At 38.3% G+C, this 16,728-nt stretch carries 16 protein-coding genes and 1 other annotated feature; of the genes, 4 read left to right on the top strand and 12 right to left on the bottom strand.

The features are described 5' to 3' along the window. Positions 1–80: 80 nt before the first annotated feature. From NSQ94_RS13660 to mecA, 3 genes are all read right to left on the bottom strand, one after another. Entirely contained in the window at positions 81–1,274 is a 1,194-nt protein-coding gene (locus tag NSQ94_RS13660) for a competence protein CoiA family protein (protein WP_339229416.1), read from the bottom strand. A gap of 288 nt (positions 1,275–1,562) precedes the next feature. Continuing rightward, positions 1,563–3,074, bottom strand: a complete 1,512-nt coding sequence (cls, locus tag NSQ94_RS13665; RefSeq protein ID WP_063386999.1) for a cardiolipin synthase — start codon at positions 3,072–3,074, stop codon at positions 1,563–1,565. Positions 3,075–3,192: 118 nt separating this feature from the next. Continuing rightward, entirely contained in the window at positions 3,193–3,855 is a 663-nt protein-coding gene (gene mecA / locus NSQ94_RS13670; protein ID WP_066248347.1) for an adaptor protein MecA, read from the bottom strand. 268 nt (positions 3,856–4,123) lie between these two features. Between mecA and NSQ94_RS13675 the strand changes: the two genes are divergently transcribed. Then, entirely contained in the window at positions 4,124–4,780 is a 657-nt protein-coding gene (locus NSQ94_RS13675) for a TerC family protein (protein ID WP_063387001.1), read from the top strand. A gap of 50 nt (positions 4,781–4,830) precedes the next feature. Here the strand turns inward: NSQ94_RS13675 and spxA are convergent, their stop codons facing one another. Next, positions 4,831–5,226, bottom strand: coding sequence for a transcriptional regulator SpxA (gene spxA, locus NSQ94_RS13680; RefSeq protein WP_066248350.1), 396 nt, complete (start codon positions 5,224–5,226; stop codon positions 4,831–4,833). Positions 5,227–5,566: 340 nt separating this feature from the next. Further along, positions 5,567–5,785, top strand: a binding site (T-box leader). 47 nt (positions 5,786–5,832) lie between these two features. Here spxA and trpS point away from each other — a divergent pair. Continuing rightward, positions 5,833–6,825, top strand: coding sequence for a tryptophan--tRNA ligase (gene trpS, locus NSQ94_RS13685; RefSeq protein WP_339229419.1), 993 nt, complete (start codon positions 5,833–5,835; stop codon positions 6,823–6,825). A gap of 114 nt (positions 6,826–6,939) precedes the next feature. Here the strand turns inward: trpS and NSQ94_RS13690 are convergent, their stop codons facing one another. From NSQ94_RS13690 to NSQ94_RS13710, 5 genes are all read right to left on the bottom strand, one after another. Next, the gene (locus tag NSQ94_RS13690; protein ID WP_066248356.1) at positions 6,940–7,692 is read right to left on the bottom strand and encodes a YjbA family protein; all 753 of its coding nucleotides are present in this window, start codon (positions 7,690–7,692) and stop codon (positions 6,940–6,942) included. Positions 7,693–7,828: 136 nt separating this feature from the next. Beyond that, positions 7,829–9,475: a peptide-binding protein gene (locus NSQ94_RS13695; RefSeq protein ID WP_066248360.1), complete on the bottom strand. Its 1,647-nt coding sequence runs from the start codon at positions 9,473–9,475 to the stop codon at positions 7,829–7,831. Positions 9,476–9,566: 91 nt separating this feature from the next. Continuing rightward, entirely contained in the window at positions 9,567–10,346 is a 780-nt protein-coding gene (locus tag NSQ94_RS13700) for a DUF2268 domain-containing protein (RefSeq protein ID WP_063387006.1), read from the bottom strand. A gap of 133 nt (positions 10,347–10,479) precedes the next feature. Beyond that, the gene (gene fabF, locus NSQ94_RS13705; protein WP_063387007.1) at positions 10,480–11,724 is read right to left on the bottom strand and encodes a beta-ketoacyl-ACP synthase II; all 1,245 of its coding nucleotides are present in this window, start codon (positions 11,722–11,724) and stop codon (positions 10,480–10,482) included. A gap of 69 nt (positions 11,725–11,793) precedes the next feature. Next, complete coding sequence (locus NSQ94_RS13710; RefSeq protein ID WP_063387008.1) at positions 11,794–12,726, bottom strand: beta-ketoacyl-ACP synthase III; 933 nt, start codon at positions 12,724–12,726, stop codon at positions 11,794–11,796. 213 nt (positions 12,727–12,939) lie between these two features. On the opposite strand from NSQ94_RS13710, the gene NSQ94_RS13715 reads away from it, so the two are divergent. Then, positions 12,940–13,212, top strand: coding sequence for a hypothetical protein (locus NSQ94_RS13715; RefSeq protein WP_063387009.1), 273 nt, complete (start codon positions 12,940–12,942; stop codon positions 13,210–13,212). Between the two features lie 55 nt (positions 13,213–13,267). Here NSQ94_RS13715 and NSQ94_RS13720 read toward each other — a convergent pair whose 3' ends face one another. The 3 genes from NSQ94_RS13720 to NSQ94_RS13730 form a co-directional block, all read right to left on the bottom strand. After that, entirely contained in the window at positions 13,268–14,218 is a 951-nt protein-coding gene (locus NSQ94_RS13720; protein WP_066248363.1) for a BMP family ABC transporter substrate-binding protein, read from the bottom strand. Between the two features lie 274 nt (positions 14,219–14,492). Then, on the bottom strand, positions 14,493–15,341 hold the full coding sequence (locus NSQ94_RS13725; RefSeq protein WP_339229421.1) for a hypothetical protein: 849 nt from the start codon (positions 15,339–15,341) through the stop codon (positions 14,493–14,495). A 138-nt stretch (positions 15,342–15,479) separates the two neighbouring features. Beyond that, the gene (locus NSQ94_RS13730; RefSeq protein ID WP_339229423.1) at positions 15,480–16,217 is read right to left on the bottom strand and encodes a hypothetical protein; all 738 of its coding nucleotides are present in this window, start codon (positions 16,215–16,217) and stop codon (positions 15,480–15,482) included. A 146-nt stretch (positions 16,218–16,363) separates the two neighbouring features. Here NSQ94_RS13730 and NSQ94_RS13735 point away from each other — a divergent pair, with 146 nt between their 5' ends. Further along, a complete protein-coding gene (locus NSQ94_RS13735; RefSeq protein WP_063387013.1) occupies positions 16,364–16,546 on the top strand; it encodes a YjzD family protein in 183 nt (60 codons plus the stop codon). Positions 16,547–16,728 lie beyond the last annotated feature (182 nt).

A 16,728-nucleotide genomic window follows, 5' to 3' on the forward strand; every position in this document is an offset into this window, starting at 1 on the left:
CGATTCCCCCTTTAAAAAAATCAGTCTGTTTCCATCATATTGAAATTTTTTTCAAAACGCAATAAATCACTATGCTTATATTATTCTACAGCAGAAAAAAACATACCTTCCTTGTCCAAATAATGTCCAAGACGTTGTTCACGCTTTTCCATCGCCTCCAAATGAAAAGGAGATGATGTTTTTCGAAACGAATATGGACCGATTGGCTGCAAAAATTTTAAATGGGAAAGAGTCGTTAAATATTCTATAATCGGCTTTTTTAAATCCGTTTTTACGCTACAGCTTCTTTCTTTCATCCCTATTTTCTTAAGGTGCCAAACTAGCTTTTCTGCGTGAAATACTTCATCGGCGCGTAATGTTTCAATAAATAATAAAACTGAGCATTGCCAAATATAGACCGCCTCATCAACCATATAACCGCTTTTTAAAGGGATAAAAACTTCAACTGGCAGCTGCGATAAAGATAAGCCAACTGTTTCGTAAACCTTTTTTTGCAGCTTTCGCTCTTCGTTCGTCTTTTGAAACAGCGGCTTTAAGCGATATTGACTTATTTTCTTCAGCCAATGCTTCCATAAACCGTTTGCCGCCAGGCTCTTTCCTTGCAAACAATCTCGAAAGAAAAACGACTCTGGGGAGATCATAGCAGATGCGGCAAAAATATTCTGTTTAGAAAACGGAATCAGATGGGAAAAAAAGATGAAGGTTTTCTTATCTGAGCAATAATTGATGATAAAAGGATGATCGTTTTGCGGGGAATTAAGAAACTGACACAGAAAAGGAGTCAGTCGATATTGATGTTCACCGACTTGCTTCATTTGTTTCCAGCCTAATATCCAAATCGGTTTAATTCGTTCTTTTTTGTAGCCATTTGTCCGTTTTATCACCTGATCAGGGGGAATATTAGAGCATTGGTATTCAATCGCATACCGTTTATGCTGAAAAGATACAAACAGATCCGCTCGTTGTGCAATAGAAGGTATAAATTTTTCCACTTCCGCAGCTAACCGCTGCCTTTTCAACCAAACATACAATTGCTTTTTTCCGTTCAAATGGTACGTGCTTTCCGCTTCCGAATCAGCCCGACAAGAGGCCGTTAAGTGGGCAAAATGAGGAATTTTGATTTTGCCAATTTTTAATTTTACCGGCTCCTTGCAAGCCGGACAAAAAAAGGATTGCTCTTCTTTCAGTTTTAGAAGCCTTTCTGTCGACCAGTACGGGGCGGCGACATTTACTTTTTCGCCGTTTCGCAAAAGGGCAACAAGCATATAAATCATCACTTCCTTTCACAAATAGAAACATTCGACAAAAGGGAAAAAAATCCTTTCAAAAGCAGCGTTTTTCATAAGTTTTAAAAGATGCCAGAAACACTTCATGTAAAAATATACTTTTTTCAAAAACGCATGCTTGCCGCTAAAGAGGCGGAAGTTAGATGTTGCTTCATTCGTTTCAATAAAGGTTCGCCATTTTACATCGTTACGGCCGGCAATTCACCCGTGGTGTTGTGAAATCCGCTCAAATAGAGCTTTATCCTAAAAAAACACCGCTGTATCAAAAACGGTGTTTTATAATAAAGGAGACAAAAGCCGCGACGTTGATTCAAACAGCTTTATATATAGCGGGCGTTTTTTGAATTGTTCAAGGTCGATGACACTTGAATTTTCAATGTCTCGAATATAATCCTCTACAAGCGTTTCAATGCTGTCCGTTCGGTATAAAAAAGCATTTACTTCAAAATTCAAATGAAAACTTCTCATATCCATATTCGCCGTACCGATCGATGCCAGTTCGCCATCAACAATAATGATTTTGCTGTGCATAAACCCTTTTTCATATTCGTACACTTTAACCCCGGCTTCTAAAAGCTCCGGAAAATAAGATCGCGACGCATAAAATACAATCCGTTTGTCAGGCCTTTTCGGAACGAGGAGACGAACGTCAATGCCACTCAGCGCAGCAATCTTTAAAGCGGATTTTATATCCTCGTCAGGAATAAAATACGGAGAGGCGATCCATATCGAATTTTTTGCGGAAACGATCATCGAAAAGAACAAGCTTTTAATGACCTCCCACTTATTATCAGGACCGCCGGCGATTAGCTGAACGCCACCTTCTTTATCGTCCATTTGAAAATGAGGCAGCAAATATCGATCGGTAAGCAGCTTCTGCCCAGTCATATAATACCAATCCTGTAAAAAAATAAGATTGAGCGTCCGTACTCCTTCCCCTTCGAGCATCATATGCGTATCCCGCCAAAAGCCGAAATACGGATTTCTTCCCAAATATTCATCTCCTATATTTAAACCTCCGACAAAGCCGACTTTTCCGTCAATCACAATAATTTTACGATGATTGCGAAAGTTAATATTGTTAGACAAAAACGGAAGCTTTACAGGTAAAAATGGAACCATTTCCACCCCGGCATCAAGAAGCTCCTTCCTGTATTTTTTGGACAGCTTCCAGCTGCCGACTGCATCGTATAAAAATCGAACCTCTACACCGTTTTTCGCTTTTTCGATCAACAGCTTTTTTAATTTTTGCCCAATTACATCATGCCGAACAATATAGTATTCAAGATGAATATGATCTTCCGCCTTTTGAAGCTCTCGAAAAATATGGTCAAATGTTTCAATGCCGTTCGTCAGCACCTTTGTATTTGTCCGAAAAGAAATCGGACTGCGGCCAAGCTTATGGGCAAGCTTAAATAAAAGGCGCTGGTGATTTCTCATGAATTTAATTTTATCTTCATAAGTATGAAAGCTGGTTTCAAATTTGGCATAAGCTTGCTCATCTATTAAAGCTTTTTTCTTAAATAGACGATGCTTCCGGACATTTCTTCCAAAAAATATATAAAAGAAGAAGCCTATTAATGGAAATCCTCCTAAAACAACAAGCCAAGTAAGCGTTTGAGTTGGGTGGCGGTTTTCCAAGAAAATAACAAAACCGATAAAAATGATGGATAACGTGAACAAAATGGAAACGGCTCCTAAAAACCATTCCTCCCAGATGTTCTTAGTTAAATACAAGATGATAGCTAGACCAATGGCAAAAACGATTACTTGCAGAAATTTTCTCATAAGCTTCCTCCAGGCAATCGATATTTCTTATCTCTCGATTTGGACATATTTGTTTGATCTGCGATATGAAAGCGTTCCTTAAGTAAAAAAGACCGATTTCGAACATGAAATCGGCAATTTAAGAAAAGTGCGTTTCGATTTGTTCCAAGGCATTGTCCTTCATAATCAGCTTTCCGTATTCTTCAAGACGGTGAATTGTCATCCTTGATTCCTGACCGTATTCAAGCATAATGCTGAGCAAATTTTCAATTTGATCATCGTCTTTATCCGAAAATTCAACGAATAAATAATATTTTTGTTCAAATACATATAAGCTATTCAAAAATCCGTCCAAACGATGGGATGCTAACGAAATAACGTCTTCAAAGTCCTGAAACTTTATGACAAATTGCAATTGCGCCGTTTCATCTTTCTCATCTGAGGAAGATCGTTCAGACATATTAAAATGTTTGTCCAACAAAGATTCTATATTCTCATCAACCGGGATTTCTCTTAATTTTTCATCGACTACCGGAAGCTCCAGCTTTTGTCCGTCTTTTGACAGCTGTGCTTTTGTGACAATGACTTCAAGCCCTTTGTCATTGGCATGAACTTGAATCCATAACGGACCTTCAAGCGGAAAGTCTTCTTCATCATTAATTTCATCCATCATTTCCCAAAACAGCTCTTCGCTTCTTTCTCTGTTATACCAGATTTCTTCTCGGTCAAATCCTCGTTCTTCTATGTCAACATATGAAATATAAAATTTTACTGTGTTTTCATTAATGCGTTCGATTTCCATTTGAACAACCTTCCCTTCTTTTTAAATTTTTGGAAGGGACAATAAACCCCCGAATTCGTTGCACTTTTCTTTCCTAATTTAAAAAATTTCCAAATTTTCATCGCGAGCACCAAGTTGTTCAATTCTAATTCTATTGTATGATAAATCACTTCATAAAGAAATAAAAAAAGCCTTGATTTTGAAAAAAACCGTTATTTACCTATTAAGCATAAAATATTTCGTTTTTCATATATATTGTACGAGCCATAATTTGAAAAGAGGTTGACTGATGGATGAACAATTTTTCACATCTTTATTCCTTATCATTGGCATTGACCTCATATTAGGAGGAGATAATGCCATTGTCATTGCGCTGGCATGCCGCAATTTGCCGGAAAATCAGCGGAGGAAAGGAATTTTATTTGGAACAATGCTCGCGATACTCAGCCGAATTTTGTTGACATTACTGGCTGTTCATTTATTGAACATTCCTTTTTTACAGTTTTTTGGCGGATTATTTTTAATGTATATTGCCTTTTTATTATTGACAGGAAATGAAGGTGAGCATACTTCCGTGAAAAGCCACCGCTCATTGTGGAAAGCCATCCAAACGATTGTTTTGGCTGACATTTTTATGGGATTTGACAATGTCATTGCGGTTGCTGGAGCAGCTGGAGGAAATATCTTTCTTGTCATAACAGGTCTTCTTATATCCATTCCGATCATTATTTGGGGAAGCAGATTTATCATGTCTGCCATGTCCCGATTTCCTTTGCTCATTTACGGGGGCGGAGGAATATTAGCTTATACAGCAGGTAAAATGATGGCAACGGATGAAAAAATGACCCCTCTGTTGAAAACTGAAGCTGTTGCACAAACTCTCCCTTATTTCACAGCTTGTCTCATCCTTTTCTTTGCCCTTCTGTACAATATAACAAAAAAATAACAGCCTTCCGCAATCTATTTTGCTTTGCGTACGGAAGGCATCATTCCCTTTTAATTTGCCATTCTCTGAGCTTCTCTCAGCTGGTAGGTGCGAATTTTTCTTGGCAGAAAGCGTCGTATTTCATCCTCGTTATAACCGACTTGAAGACGTTTTTCATCAATCAAAATCGGGCGGCGCAAAATTCCAGGGTTTTTCCGGATAATATCATACAGCTCCTGCAAAGGAAGCAATTCAACATCAACCTTCAATTTTTGAAAAACCTTTGAACGAGTGGAAATAATTTCATCTGTTCCGTCTTCTGTCATACGAAGAATTTCTTTAATTTCTTCGATCGTTAAAGGCTCGGAAAAAATGTTCCGCTCTCTATATTCAATCTGATGCTTTTCCAACCAAGATTTTGCTTTTCTACAAGATGTGCAGCTCGGAGATGTATACAATATTACCATGCCAATCACTCTCCTTTTCGAGAAAAATATAAGTGTATATATAAAAACTATGCCAATCTCACATTAAAATAAATTTAAAAAAGTAATTTGTATTGATTATTATACTATAAAAAAGCAACTTCGCCTATATGTTTTTATTTCTCAAATTATAACAAAAATGTTACAACCGGTGAATGATGATCATTTTCAAGGCCATTTTCTCAATTAACACCTCTTTTCTTTCTCTACTCTTCTTTTCCCCTTTTTTGGTTCGATCAAACATGAAAAAGAAATTTTTTCAGAAAGACGCTGAGAAGTTGCAAAGAATACACAATTTTTTTATAATCATCTGTAAATGAATACATAGGCGATGAGAAAGAGAAGTACATGCCGAAAACAGTTTTCAGAGAGTTTGTGGCTGGTGGAAACAAACACTGTCCGGTATGGAAATGGACTTTTGAGCTCTCAGCTGAAATCAGTAAGCTGCGGCGTTTTTGTCTTGCGTTAAAAGACGAAAAGTGATTTCACATGAAAGTTTGTGAAATAATTAGGGTGGCACCGCGGTCCATTCGTCCCTATACGGACGGATGGGCTTTTTTATATATAAAAATCAGGAGGAGTTTGCACATGAAAACGATCTTTTCAGGAATTCAGCCTAGCGGCACGTTAACACTCGGAAACTATATCGGAGCAATGAGACAATTTGTAGAGCTCCAGCATGAATATAAATGCTATTTTTGCATTGTCGATCAGCATGCCATAACTGTTCCGCAAGACAGACTTAAATTAAGAAAAAACATTAAGAGCCTTGCTGCATTATATTTAGCAGTCGGCATCGATCCGGAAAAATCCACCCTTTTCATTCAATCGGAGGTGCCCGCTCACGCGCAGGCAGGATGGATGCTTCAATGCGTTTCTTATATTGGCGAGCTTGAAAGAATGACACAATTTAAAGATAAATCTAAAGGGAAAGAAGCTGTTTCAGCAGGACTGTTAACTTATCCGCCTTTAATGGCCGCCGATATTCTTTTGTACAACACGGACCTTGTTCCAGTCGGCGAGGATCAAAAACAACATTTGGAATTGACAAGGGATTTAGCCGAAAGATTCAACAAAAAATATGCAGACATTTTTAAAATTCCAGAAGTCCGCATTCCAAAAGTCGGTGCTCGGATTATGTCGCTTCAAGATCCGACGAAAAAAATGAGCAAATCCGATGCGAATGAAAAATCGTTTATTTCCCTTCTCGATGATCCAAAAAAAATTGAAAAGAAAATTAAAAGCGCTGTGACTGATTCAGACGGAGTGGTTCGTTATGATAAAGAGAACAAACCTGGCATCTCCAACCTTTTATCTATTTATTCAATTTTAGCTGGCGTGTCAATTGCCGAGCTGGAAACAAAATACGAAGGAAAAGGCTATGGTGAATTTAAAGCGGATTTGGCAGAAGTCGTCATTAACACTTTAAAGCCGATTCAGGAAAAATATTATGAGCTCATTGATTCTGATGAACTTGATGACATTTTAGACAGAGGCCGGGAGGAAGCAAACAAAGTAGCATCCAAAATGTTGAAAAAAATGGAGAATGCAATGGGATTGGGAAGAAAAAAACGAAAATAAAAGCGCTAGCGAACGAATGACGATTGATGATGGAGCTGATTAAACAAAACAAATATACTAGCTTAAAAAAATATGTTCGATAAAAAGAGGGCGGCTGATATAGTGCCCTCTTCCTTAATTTACTTTCGGTTCTTGCTCCATTTCCCAAAGCTTTTCAAAGAAAGGCTGCCCTTTTATTAATCGTTCGCATAATTGTTCATGCTTTTGAGACCATCCGACAATCGCTTCCTCATAAAGCATAGTCCAAATTTCCTCAAAACCGAGTGATTGAATTTGACCATACATGTACGGATTCCATTCCGTATACCAATATTTCATTTCCGCCGTATTTTTTGTCGATTGCAATTGATCAAGAGCCATAAACAAAAGCTGTTTCAGCTGTCTTTCTTTGCGGGTTAATCCGTGCATATATTCAGGTGCAAGGGATAAAAGATGATAATCTTTTTTGTCTTTGTCATTTGTTTGTGAGAACTCGTATGATTCCGGCTCTAAATCCTTCACCATGTCATATACAAGCTGCTCTTGTCTTGGGATAAGCCGGCTTTTGCGAATTGGCGTCGTATATCCGATCGTATCTACTGCTAAAATGCCGTTGCCATCCGAAACAACAAAGCAATAATCTAGCTGAATTCTCTCATGGTTTTTCCGGGCGTATGCCTTCTGGTAAACATCCTTTAAAAGTTTTTCAGGCAGTTCTTTTAAGTCATTTTCAATATAATCATAAAGTTCTTTACTCACTTTAATCAGCGGTACTTGGTCTAACAGTTCAACCTTATCATCCTTTCTCCATTCATGAAAATGACAAACATTATAACCATTTTCTTCTCCTTCAAACCAGTTTACCCAAACATCGTACAAATTCAGCATAATTAGCCCCCTTACTACAAGACTGTTTGTCATCATTATGGTCAGTGGAGAAGGTTTTTATTCCAAATTTTTCATTGCCCAAAAAACTTTTCATCACTACGTATTCCACTTTTGATCAATGCGGATTTCAAGCCTGTCAGCTTTCAGAAAAGGACCATTCATGCACTTTATAAAAATAATTTTTCGGATGAAAAATATAGCCATTTAACCGTTCAGGCAACGCCCGAAATTCCTTCGGATAATATAAAACTGTATATGGCTGTTCATCCTCGATAATTTGAAATATCTCCTTGTAAATTTGTTTTCGTTCGCTTTCGTCCATTATTTTTCTAGATTTAGACAGCAGCAGGTCGGCCTGTTCGTTTTCCCACCAAACAAAGTTCAATCCATATTCTCTCTGACTGGAATGGAAAATATCAAAATGATTCGGAAATTTAGATAACGACCATTCTAAAATCAACGCATCGTAATCCCAATTCGGCGGTGAAATTTGCTTAATTAAATCTTCCCATTCCCAAAACTCCGTTTTCACGTCAATTCCGATCTCTTTCAATTGTTTTTGCACGAGCAACGCAACTTTTTCGCGAACAACATTTCCTTTGTTCGTTTTTAACGTAAACGAGAAATCTTTTCCTTCTCGATCCAGTATGCCGTCCCTATCCGTATCTTCCCATCCCGCTTCTTTCAGCAGCTTTTTTGCTTCTCTCCGGTTATACTTTAATGTTTGAATTTCGTCGGTAAAAATAGAAGCAATAGGCGTTTCTGGAATATGTGCTTCCTTTCCTTGTCTGTGCAAAATCTTGCGAACGATAGCTTTGCGGTTGATCGCCATCGTCAAGGCTTGCCTTACTTTTTTATCTTGAAAAAGTTCGTTTTTTTCATTCCAGCCGATAAACACATAAGAATGGGAAATGTTCGATTGAACGTCCAATCCTCTTAACCTTTTTATTTTTTTTACATTGGTTAGTTCTATTTCAGGGGCGTAATGAACCTCGCCATTTTTCAGCTGTTCGTAAAGAACTTCCTGGTTATGAACAATTTTATACTTGATTGATTTGATTCGAGGCTTCCCTAAAAAATAATGTTCATTTGCGGCCAGCTCTACGAATCCATTCTTTTCCCATTTTACGAACCGAAAAGGCCCAGTGCCCACAGGCTGTGATGTATTAAACTTATGCTCCTTTAATTTTGCAACCTGTACATTTTTCAACAAATGCTTCGGCAATATGCCGTATGATAATGTGACTGGAAGAAAGGAGGCGTCTTTTTCTCTTAAACGGAATTTCACTGTATACTTATCAAGCTTTTCAATGCTTTCAATCATTTCAAAGTCTGAACTTCTTTCGCCATTATAATCAGGGCTTAAAGGAATGCTGTAAGTAAAAACAACATCATCCGCCGTTAATTCTTTTCCGTCATGAAATTTGACCCCGCGCCGAATAGTGACCGTATATTCAAGTCCATTCTCTGATTGCTGAATCTTTTCAGCCAGATGCGGTTTCGGCCGCAGCTGCTCATCAACTGTCACCAGTCCATCAAAAAGCATCCCTTCTAACTGCGAGCTTGATTCATCTAGAGAATACAAAGGATTAAAAAGCTGCGGCGATTCAGTTGAACCGATTATAAATGTTTCCGGAACAATCAGCGGATCGAGCTCTTCCTCCTTTATCTCCTTAACCGTTGGTTGCGGCTTTCTATTATAATCCAGACTTGAGCAGCCATGTAGAAGCAATAAAAACAAGAGAATCGATATATACAGCCATGGTCGTTTTAATCGTGCCAAATCCATTCCCCCATCATTGGAAGTTTCGTTCTATTTTTTATTCATATTCACAGTCTGTCCAAATTATTAATAAATATAGAAACAAAGGAGCCTATTCCTTTGTTTCATAGCTTTCCACGAATTGTTCGGCAGGCAAATAAAAGCTTTCTTTTGTTGAAAACGGTTTTTGTTTATAAAACGTTTGTACGATATCATATCCAATTGCGTATCCAAGCATGGTCGGATAAAAGCCTTTTCCGAACAAAAGCTGATCGAATAACGGATGGTCCCATTTTATGTCTTGATTCGGAACAATTAAATTTTTCCACCAGCTGTATAGTTGTCTCTTCGAATATTTTTTCACCCAATTTGTTACATGCTGCTCACCTATCGTTCTGTAAACCGTATGCTCCGCCAAACCTTCCAAAATAATCGCATCAAGAAGCGTATAGTCTTTTTCGTGCTTCGGATTTTTCCTAAGCCTGCAAATATGATGATATTCGTGAATCAATAGCGCAATGAGCTCGTCATTTTTTACATCCGGCGATAAAAATAAAAACATTTTATCCTGAAAAGACAACCCCGAACGACCTTTAAAATCTCTCCCAAAAAAACTTTTTCGCTCTTCAACAGGAAAAATAAAAATAGGGACATCTGGACCGTTCCATCTTTTCTTTAACTTCAAAAAAATGTTATTTGCTTTTGTCCAAATATTCGAATCATCAGCCTTAACAAGCCAATGTTCATAGCCAGTTCGAAGCATGCCGTATTGTGACAGGTAGTGATGAATTTCCTCCGCTTGTAAATGGTGAAAATATTTCTCTAGCTTTTCACAAAGCTCGATTGGATTCCGGCTTTCCTTCAACCAGTTTTTTGTGTCAATAACTCCCAAATCTTCGCACCTCCTTTTCTACACTATTCATTAGAAAAGAAAGATGTTTGAATTTTTTTAAAAAAGAAAAACCGCTACTGCCTGTTTAGGCAATAACGGTTTCATATAATCCTTAATTTCCTATAGGTTGACATCAGGCTTCTTCAAATTTCTTGAAAACGAGCGTGGCGTTATGTCCTCCGAAACCAAGGGAATTGCTGAGCGCCGCCCGAACTGTTTTTTGTTTAGCCTGATTAACAGCATAATCCAAGTCACAGTCAGGATCAGGTGTTTCATAATTAATTGTCGGAGGAATTATATTTTCTTTCACTGCTAAAATGGTGAAAATGGCTTCAACTCCTCCTGCTGCTCCAAGGAGATGACCTGTCATCGATTTTGTCGAGCTGACGGTTAATTGATAAGCATGGCTGCCAAAAACTTCTTTAATCGCCGATGTTTCAAATTTATCATTATATTCGGTGCTTGTTCCATGGGCATTAATATAATCGATATCTTCCGGTTTTAAGCCTGCATCTTGAATTGCCATTTTCATTGCACGTGCACCGCCTTCTCCGCCAGGAGCCGGTTGTGTAATGTGATAGGCATCGCCTGTTGATCCATAGCCGACGATTTCTGCATAAATGTTTGCTCCTCGTTTTAAAGCATGTTCCAGCTCTTCAAGAACAAGTATTCCTGCACCTTCTCCCATGACAAAGCCATCGCGGTTTTTGTCAAAAGGACGGCTAGCAGTTTTCGGATCAGGATTTGTCGACAACGCTTTTGCTGCACTGAAACCTGCAAAAGCCATCTTGGTCAGCGGCGCTTCTGTTCCGCCCGTAATCATCACATCGGCATCGCCACGTTGAATTACTTTAAAGGCATCGCCTATTGAATTTGATCCTGTTGCACAGGCAGTGACTGTACATGAATTTGGACCTTTCGCGCCAATCGCTATGGACACCTGTCCGGCTGCCATATCAGGAATCATCATCGGAACAAAGAAAGGACTTACACGTCTCGGACCTTTTTCCAGAAAAGTTTCGAATTGCTGTTCATACGTCTCCATTCCGCCTATGCCTGAACCGATCCAAACGCCTACCCGTTCGCGGTTTTCATTATTTATTTTTAAACCTGAATCTTCAAGCGCCATCAACGAGGCGGCTAATGCAAATTGTGTGAAGCGGTCCATTTTCCTCGCTTCTTTCCGATCCATAAAATCTTCAGGTTTAAAATCGTTTATTTCGGCAGAAACTTTGACAGGAAATATGTCTTTATCGACTCTCGTCAATTCTCCAATGCCTGATACACCTTTCAAAGCATTTTCCCAGCTTGTTTTCGCATCCAATCCAATCGGTGTCACAGCACCGATGCCTGTTACAACTACTCTACGTTTTTCCATATCATTACACCTCGCCTTTTTCGGTTTGTATGACGGAAAAAAAGCATTTTTATTTTTGATTGAATGATTTTACTGTCCCCATCTTAATGCAATGGCTCCCCATGTTAAACCTCCGCCGAAGCCAACCATCACAATAAGATCACCATCTTTTATTTTACCAGCTTTTACTTCTTCGTATAAAGAAATTGGTATTGATGCTGCGGAAGTATTCCCGTACTTGTGAATCGTCTTGGACATTTTCTCCTCCGGCAATTCAAGCCGTTGTCTGGCGGCTTCCATAATGCGGATATTTGCTTGATGCGGAATGAGAAAGTCAACATCTTCTTTCGTTAATCCCGCTTTTTCCAGTACATTAATGCTTGATTCTCCCATCTGCCGCACAGCAAATTTAAATACTTCACGCCCGTTCATCACAATATGGCCTTTTTCATATAAATGCTTGCCGCCGCTTCCGTCCGCTCCTAGCTCAAATGAGAGAATCCCTCTGTCATCACTTACCTCTCCTAAAACAACCGCCCCGGCACCATCCCCAAATAAAACACCTGTTGAACGGTCATTCCAATCCGTAATTTTCGAAAGCTTTTCGGCTCCAACGACAAGAATTTTTTTATAAGCTCCTGTTTGTATAAACTGCTCTGCCGTTGCCATCGCATAAATAAAACCTGAACATGCGGCGCTTATGTCCAAAGCAGCAGCCCGTTTTGCACCAAGTCTTTCCTGCAGAACACAGGCAACTGACGGAAAGGATTGATCAGGTGTTGCGGTCGCAACTATTATCATATCGATTTCTTCCGGGGAAATTTTTGCATCTTCAATGGCCTCTAATGCCGCTCTTGCGCCCAAATCCGATGTTTTCATATCATCTGAAGCAATTCTCCGCTCTTCAATGCCGGTTCTTGTTCGAATCCATTCATCAGACGTATCCATGATTTTTTCTAAATCATAGTTAGTCACAACTTTTTCCGGTATATAACGGCCTATCCCGATGATCCCAGCTCTCATCAAGAACATCTCCTTCACAAAAAATTATTATCAAATGTTATGACTTGGTACTAATTTTATATTATTTTTCTACTTATAGCAATATGCTTCATAACAGTTAACTACAGGTTTTCTTGTTTTTGACTGATAGATTGAGCTAATCGTCTATTCCTTACTCAGTTTTGTTTCATAAAATAGGATGAAAAGGAAAAAAGAACGGAAGGTGAAACGGGAATGAGTGATGAAAACGTAAACGAGCGGCAGGAAGATGAAAAAGAGAAAGCAGAAGCACCAGAACCCGATTTTTTTACCCAATTTATGTTCGGCCGGCAGCTTCCGGTTCATTCTGAAAAAACTTCCGAAAAAAACGAGCAAAACGAGCAATCAGACTATCAAAAAATTTTTGAGCAAGTCGATGATATTGTGACAAAATTATCTGAGCTGAAGCCAATTATTAAAGAAATAAAGCCGTTCGTCAATCAAATTAAAAAACTATTTAAAAATTAAGGGGATGAATTCAACCATCCCCCAAAATTTTTATTTTATTTATCTCACCATAGCATTATTCGTTAGGCAATTTCCCTGTTTTCTTATATTCTTCCACATATTTTAAAACTTTATTTTTAAATTCTTTATCTACTAGAGGGCTGAACTTCCCTAAATCAATCACACCATCTTGAAAATCAAAATATAAATTCCCGCTTTCCAGTTCGCCTTTTATAAATTTTTTTGCGACTAATAAATACAACTCATCCACATGCTGTACTGTGCTTGTTAAAACCATTTGTTCGCCCAAATCACTTTGATCTGAAACAAAGCCAATTGAATATATTCCTTTTTCCTTCACTTTTTCGATCACTGGCACGTTGTATCTGTCGCCTGCCGGATAAACAACATCTACATTTTCTGCGACAAGCTTATCGAGCTTCTCAAGCGCCAAGTCAACATGATCAAACCCTTGGACATATTCAATGTGAATGGTTACGTTTGGATTTTCAAATTGCGCCCCTTGATAAAACCCCTCCACTTCAGGCTGCCACTCAAAAGCGGCAATAATTCCGATTTCGTTTGTTTTTGTCATATGTGCTGCCACCATTCCTGCGAAAAAGCCCATGGCATGCGCCTCAAAATTTAAACTTGTGGCATTCGGGCCTTTTGCATCACCATTAAAAAAAACGAAATGAATATCTGGATATTGATCCAGCAAATCTCTAAAAAAACCCTCATATTCGTGACCGTGCCCGATAATTAAATTAACTCCCTTTCCGTGAAATTCTTCGACCGCCTCCCTCACCGCCGCTTCGGAATTCATTCCTTCTTTATAAAAAACATCTACATTCAGCTCAGACTGAATTTTTAACAGCCCTTTATACCCTTTTGTCCCCCAAACTTGATCATTAATCGTTTCAGGAACGAGCAAACCCACCTTTTTCAGTTTTCCTTTTTCTGATGCTTGTCCGCAGCCAACGAGAAATAATAAAATAAAAATGATCACAAACATTTTTTTATACATACCAAGCAACTCCTTTAAACCAGTGAACTGCATCATCATTGAAATGGTGAGGTTTCTCAATAATCGAAATGATTACATATCGATCTCAGCTAAGTTCAAAACGATCTTTTGAATTTACGGTCAATTTGATTGTCACGAAATATAGCTTATGAGGCGTTTCTCTAGGAAGCTTCCTCTTTAACACGATGTATATTTAGTACTAAAATTTTCACGTTTCACTTCATTCCTCTTTTATTTTGCTATACGCCGTCAATGAAGTAAAGAAATTTTATATTTAGGTATAAAGTCTGCGTGTATTTTGCAGGAAAAAATCTTTTAATTCTTGCAAACTCTTTTCAATGTTTTCGACCGTCTTTGGAACAACTAAATGATGTTCGCTTTTCGATACAGGCTTGTAAATGTAATGAAAAATGTCAAAAAAGCTCATCACCTTCTTGATGCGCTCTTTGTCATCGGAAATCAAGTAAATTGTTTTTTTCGCAAACAAATCTTCGTCAAATTCTGTTAACACCGGAACTATTTCATCAATATGAAGAATGTCGCGAATGACAATTTTTTCATTCGCATTCGTCTTGGAACGGCTGATGCCTGTACATTCCAACAAACTGTTCGAAATCCAATGGCCTAGCGGCTGCCAAGGTCCGAAAACGGTTGGAAGATAAACAAATAAATAAGGGAAAGTCCATTTTTGTCCTATTTGCTGCATCCAGCTGTCAATTTCTTCATCCCTATCTTCCAGCGGATTCTCTCCTTCAAGAGAAAATATAAAAATAATCGGAGTCTGCTTGAGGGATGCGATTTCGACCGTTTTTTCCAATCGGTGTTTTTCAGCTTCATCGTCTATCGGGTGTTGATCTGTTTGACAATAATAAATCAAATCATATTGCTTTTTGGAAGCATCCTCTATCCAGCTGTCTTCTTCCAATAAATGAAAATGTGCGTTCCGCCCGAGCCACATCATTTCTTCTTCGCATATTTTTTTTTGCAACGGATTTTTAGGAACGATTACCACTCCATCGACTAGTAATCCTTCCTCTACCAGTTTTGAACATATATGAAAGCCTTCAAATTGATGAACCCCAACAATTAAAATATGTTTACACTGCTTTAAGGCAGTTGACATTTTGAAAACCTCCTTTATGAAAAAACTATTATTGTATCGTATGCGAAAAAAGAAAAGATTAGTCCAATGCCCTTTTCAAACAAAAAGGGGCAGCCTGCTCACTTATTGAGCATTTTCTCCCAGTCCTCAATTCCATTTCTATAAGATTCTTTCATGCTCTTTGTAAAAACTTCTTATCATATCATGGATCCGATTTATATTTTCCTGGAAATAAAATGTGAATTGAATTGGAGCTTTCAGCTGCTTTCTCCATTCCTCATATTTTTTTCCGTGAATTTTATAGGAATAGCTTCCCCCGTTCATTTTCTGCCAGATGCCTACAGGTATTTTTGATACAAAGTCTTGTATACGGACAAAGGGATAATGGGTGACAGCTTTTTCATCTAATTGGTAAGCTTTTGATAGTTCTTTTATCATTTGTTTGTAAAAAAATTTATTCTTTTTCTCTTCCGCTATTTGGGCTTTTATGTCCAAACAAGGATTGATCATCACCGATGAACGGATGGAATTTGGCATCTCTTCCATCAACTGCAGCGCAACGAGTGCTCCTATACCTTCAGACAGTATATGGATTTTTTTATTTAAAATTTCTTGTTTCATGACAAGATGATAAAGCTGTTTTGCCAACAAAACGGCGTGAGGGCTGCCCCAATGGCGTCCGTAAAGATTGGAATGAAACAATGTATATCCGCAGCTTTTTAACGTATTGATCAGCTGACGCCGCCCGTAATGCTCCAACCAGTAGCTTGAACCATTTTCAACAAAATGGGTTCGATCGCCAATGATCAAGATGCCGAATCCGTTCGGCTTTTCCGGAAGATGAATGACATTCCACTCGTTTTCAATTTGAAAAAATCTTTCCAAAACACCTTCCATTTGCCCACCACCTTTCCATCGATGACCTTTTATAATGTATGTACGAAATGTCAAAAAGGCTCGCAAAAAAATCGCGAAACAACCGTTTTCATGAAAAATGTTGTATGATAATATAAGTAAAGACAGGAATAAACGAGGTGAAGATAATGAGATATTTCGCAACATTTTTTTGGACGTTTTTGCTTGTCAACATGGCCAGCTATGTTGTTTCTTCCATGACAGGCTCTGCATTCCATTTTTCAACAGCAATTATAATCTCTGTTGTTTTTACCGTACTTCTCTTTATAATTGGGGAGTTAATTCCGGCTGAACCTTCAGAAGAGCATTAAGAATTTGTCGAAATTGGCGAATTGCCAATTTCTTTTTTTTTAAAACGAAAATCAGCGATTAGATGCCTGCTGCTATCGGCGAAGCCTCACTTGTTACGTCATAATATAGACAAATTCAAAAAAAAGGGGATAGTCTAAGTAAGTCATTTTTGGGCTTAAGACATCCCCTGTGATTTTTTGTT

The sequence above is a fragment of the Aeribacillus sp. FSL K6-2833 genome (genome assembly GCF_037965815.1).
Taxonomy (GTDB): domain Bacteria; phylum Bacillota; class Bacilli; order Bacillales; family Aeribacillaceae; genus Aeribacillus; species Aeribacillus composti.

Excerpts from the sequence above, each read along its gene's own strand:
- NSQ94_RS13660 (WP_339229416.1), bottom strand. The coding sequence starts at position 1,274 with ATGATTTATATGCTTGTTGCCCTTTTGCGAAACGGCGAAAAAGTAAAT.
- cls (WP_063386999.1), bottom strand. The coding sequence starts at position 3,074 with ATGAGAAAATTTCTGCAAGTAATCGTTTTTGCCATTGGTCTAGCTATC.
- mecA (WP_066248347.1), bottom strand. The coding sequence starts at position 3,855 with ATGGAAATCGAACGCATTAATGAAAACACAGTAAAATTTTATATTTCA.
- NSQ94_RS13675 (WP_063387001.1), top strand. The coding sequence starts at position 4,124 with ATGGATGAACAATTTTTCACATCTTTATTCCTTATCATTGGCATTGAC.
- spxA (WP_066248350.1), bottom strand. The coding sequence starts at position 5,226 with ATGGTAATATTGTATACATCTCCGAGCTGCACATCTTGTAGAAAAGCA.
- trpS (WP_339229419.1), top strand. The coding sequence starts at position 5,833 with ATGAAAACGATCTTTTCAGGAATTCAGCCTAGCGGCACGTTAACACTC.
- NSQ94_RS13690 (WP_066248356.1), bottom strand. The coding sequence starts at position 7,692 with ATGCTGAATTTGTACGATGTTTGGGTAAACTGGTTTGAAGGAGAAGAA.
- fabF (WP_063387007.1), bottom strand. The coding sequence starts at position 11,724 with ATGGAAAAACGTAGAGTAGTTGTAACAGGCATCGGTGCTGTGACACCG.
- NSQ94_RS13710 (WP_063387008.1), bottom strand. The coding sequence starts at position 12,726 with ATGAGAGCTGGGATCATCGGGATAGGCCGTTATATACCGGAAAAAGTT.
- NSQ94_RS13715 (WP_063387009.1), top strand. The coding sequence starts at position 12,940 with ATGAGTGATGAAAACGTAAACGAGCGGCAGGAAGATGAAAAAGAGAAA.
- NSQ94_RS13720 (WP_066248363.1), bottom strand. The coding sequence starts at position 14,218 with ATGTATAAAAAAATGTTTGTGATCATTTTTATTTTATTATTTCTCGTT.
- NSQ94_RS13725 (WP_339229421.1), bottom strand. The coding sequence starts at position 15,341 with ATGTCAACTGCCTTAAAGCAGTGTAAACATATTTTAATTGTTGGGGTT.
- NSQ94_RS13730 (WP_339229423.1), bottom strand. The coding sequence starts at position 16,217 with ATGGAAGGTGTTTTGGAAAGATTTTTTCAAATTGAAAACGAGTGGAAT.
- NSQ94_RS13735 (WP_063387013.1), top strand. The coding sequence starts at position 16,364 with ATGAGATATTTCGCAACATTTTTTTGGACGTTTTTGCTTGTCAACATG.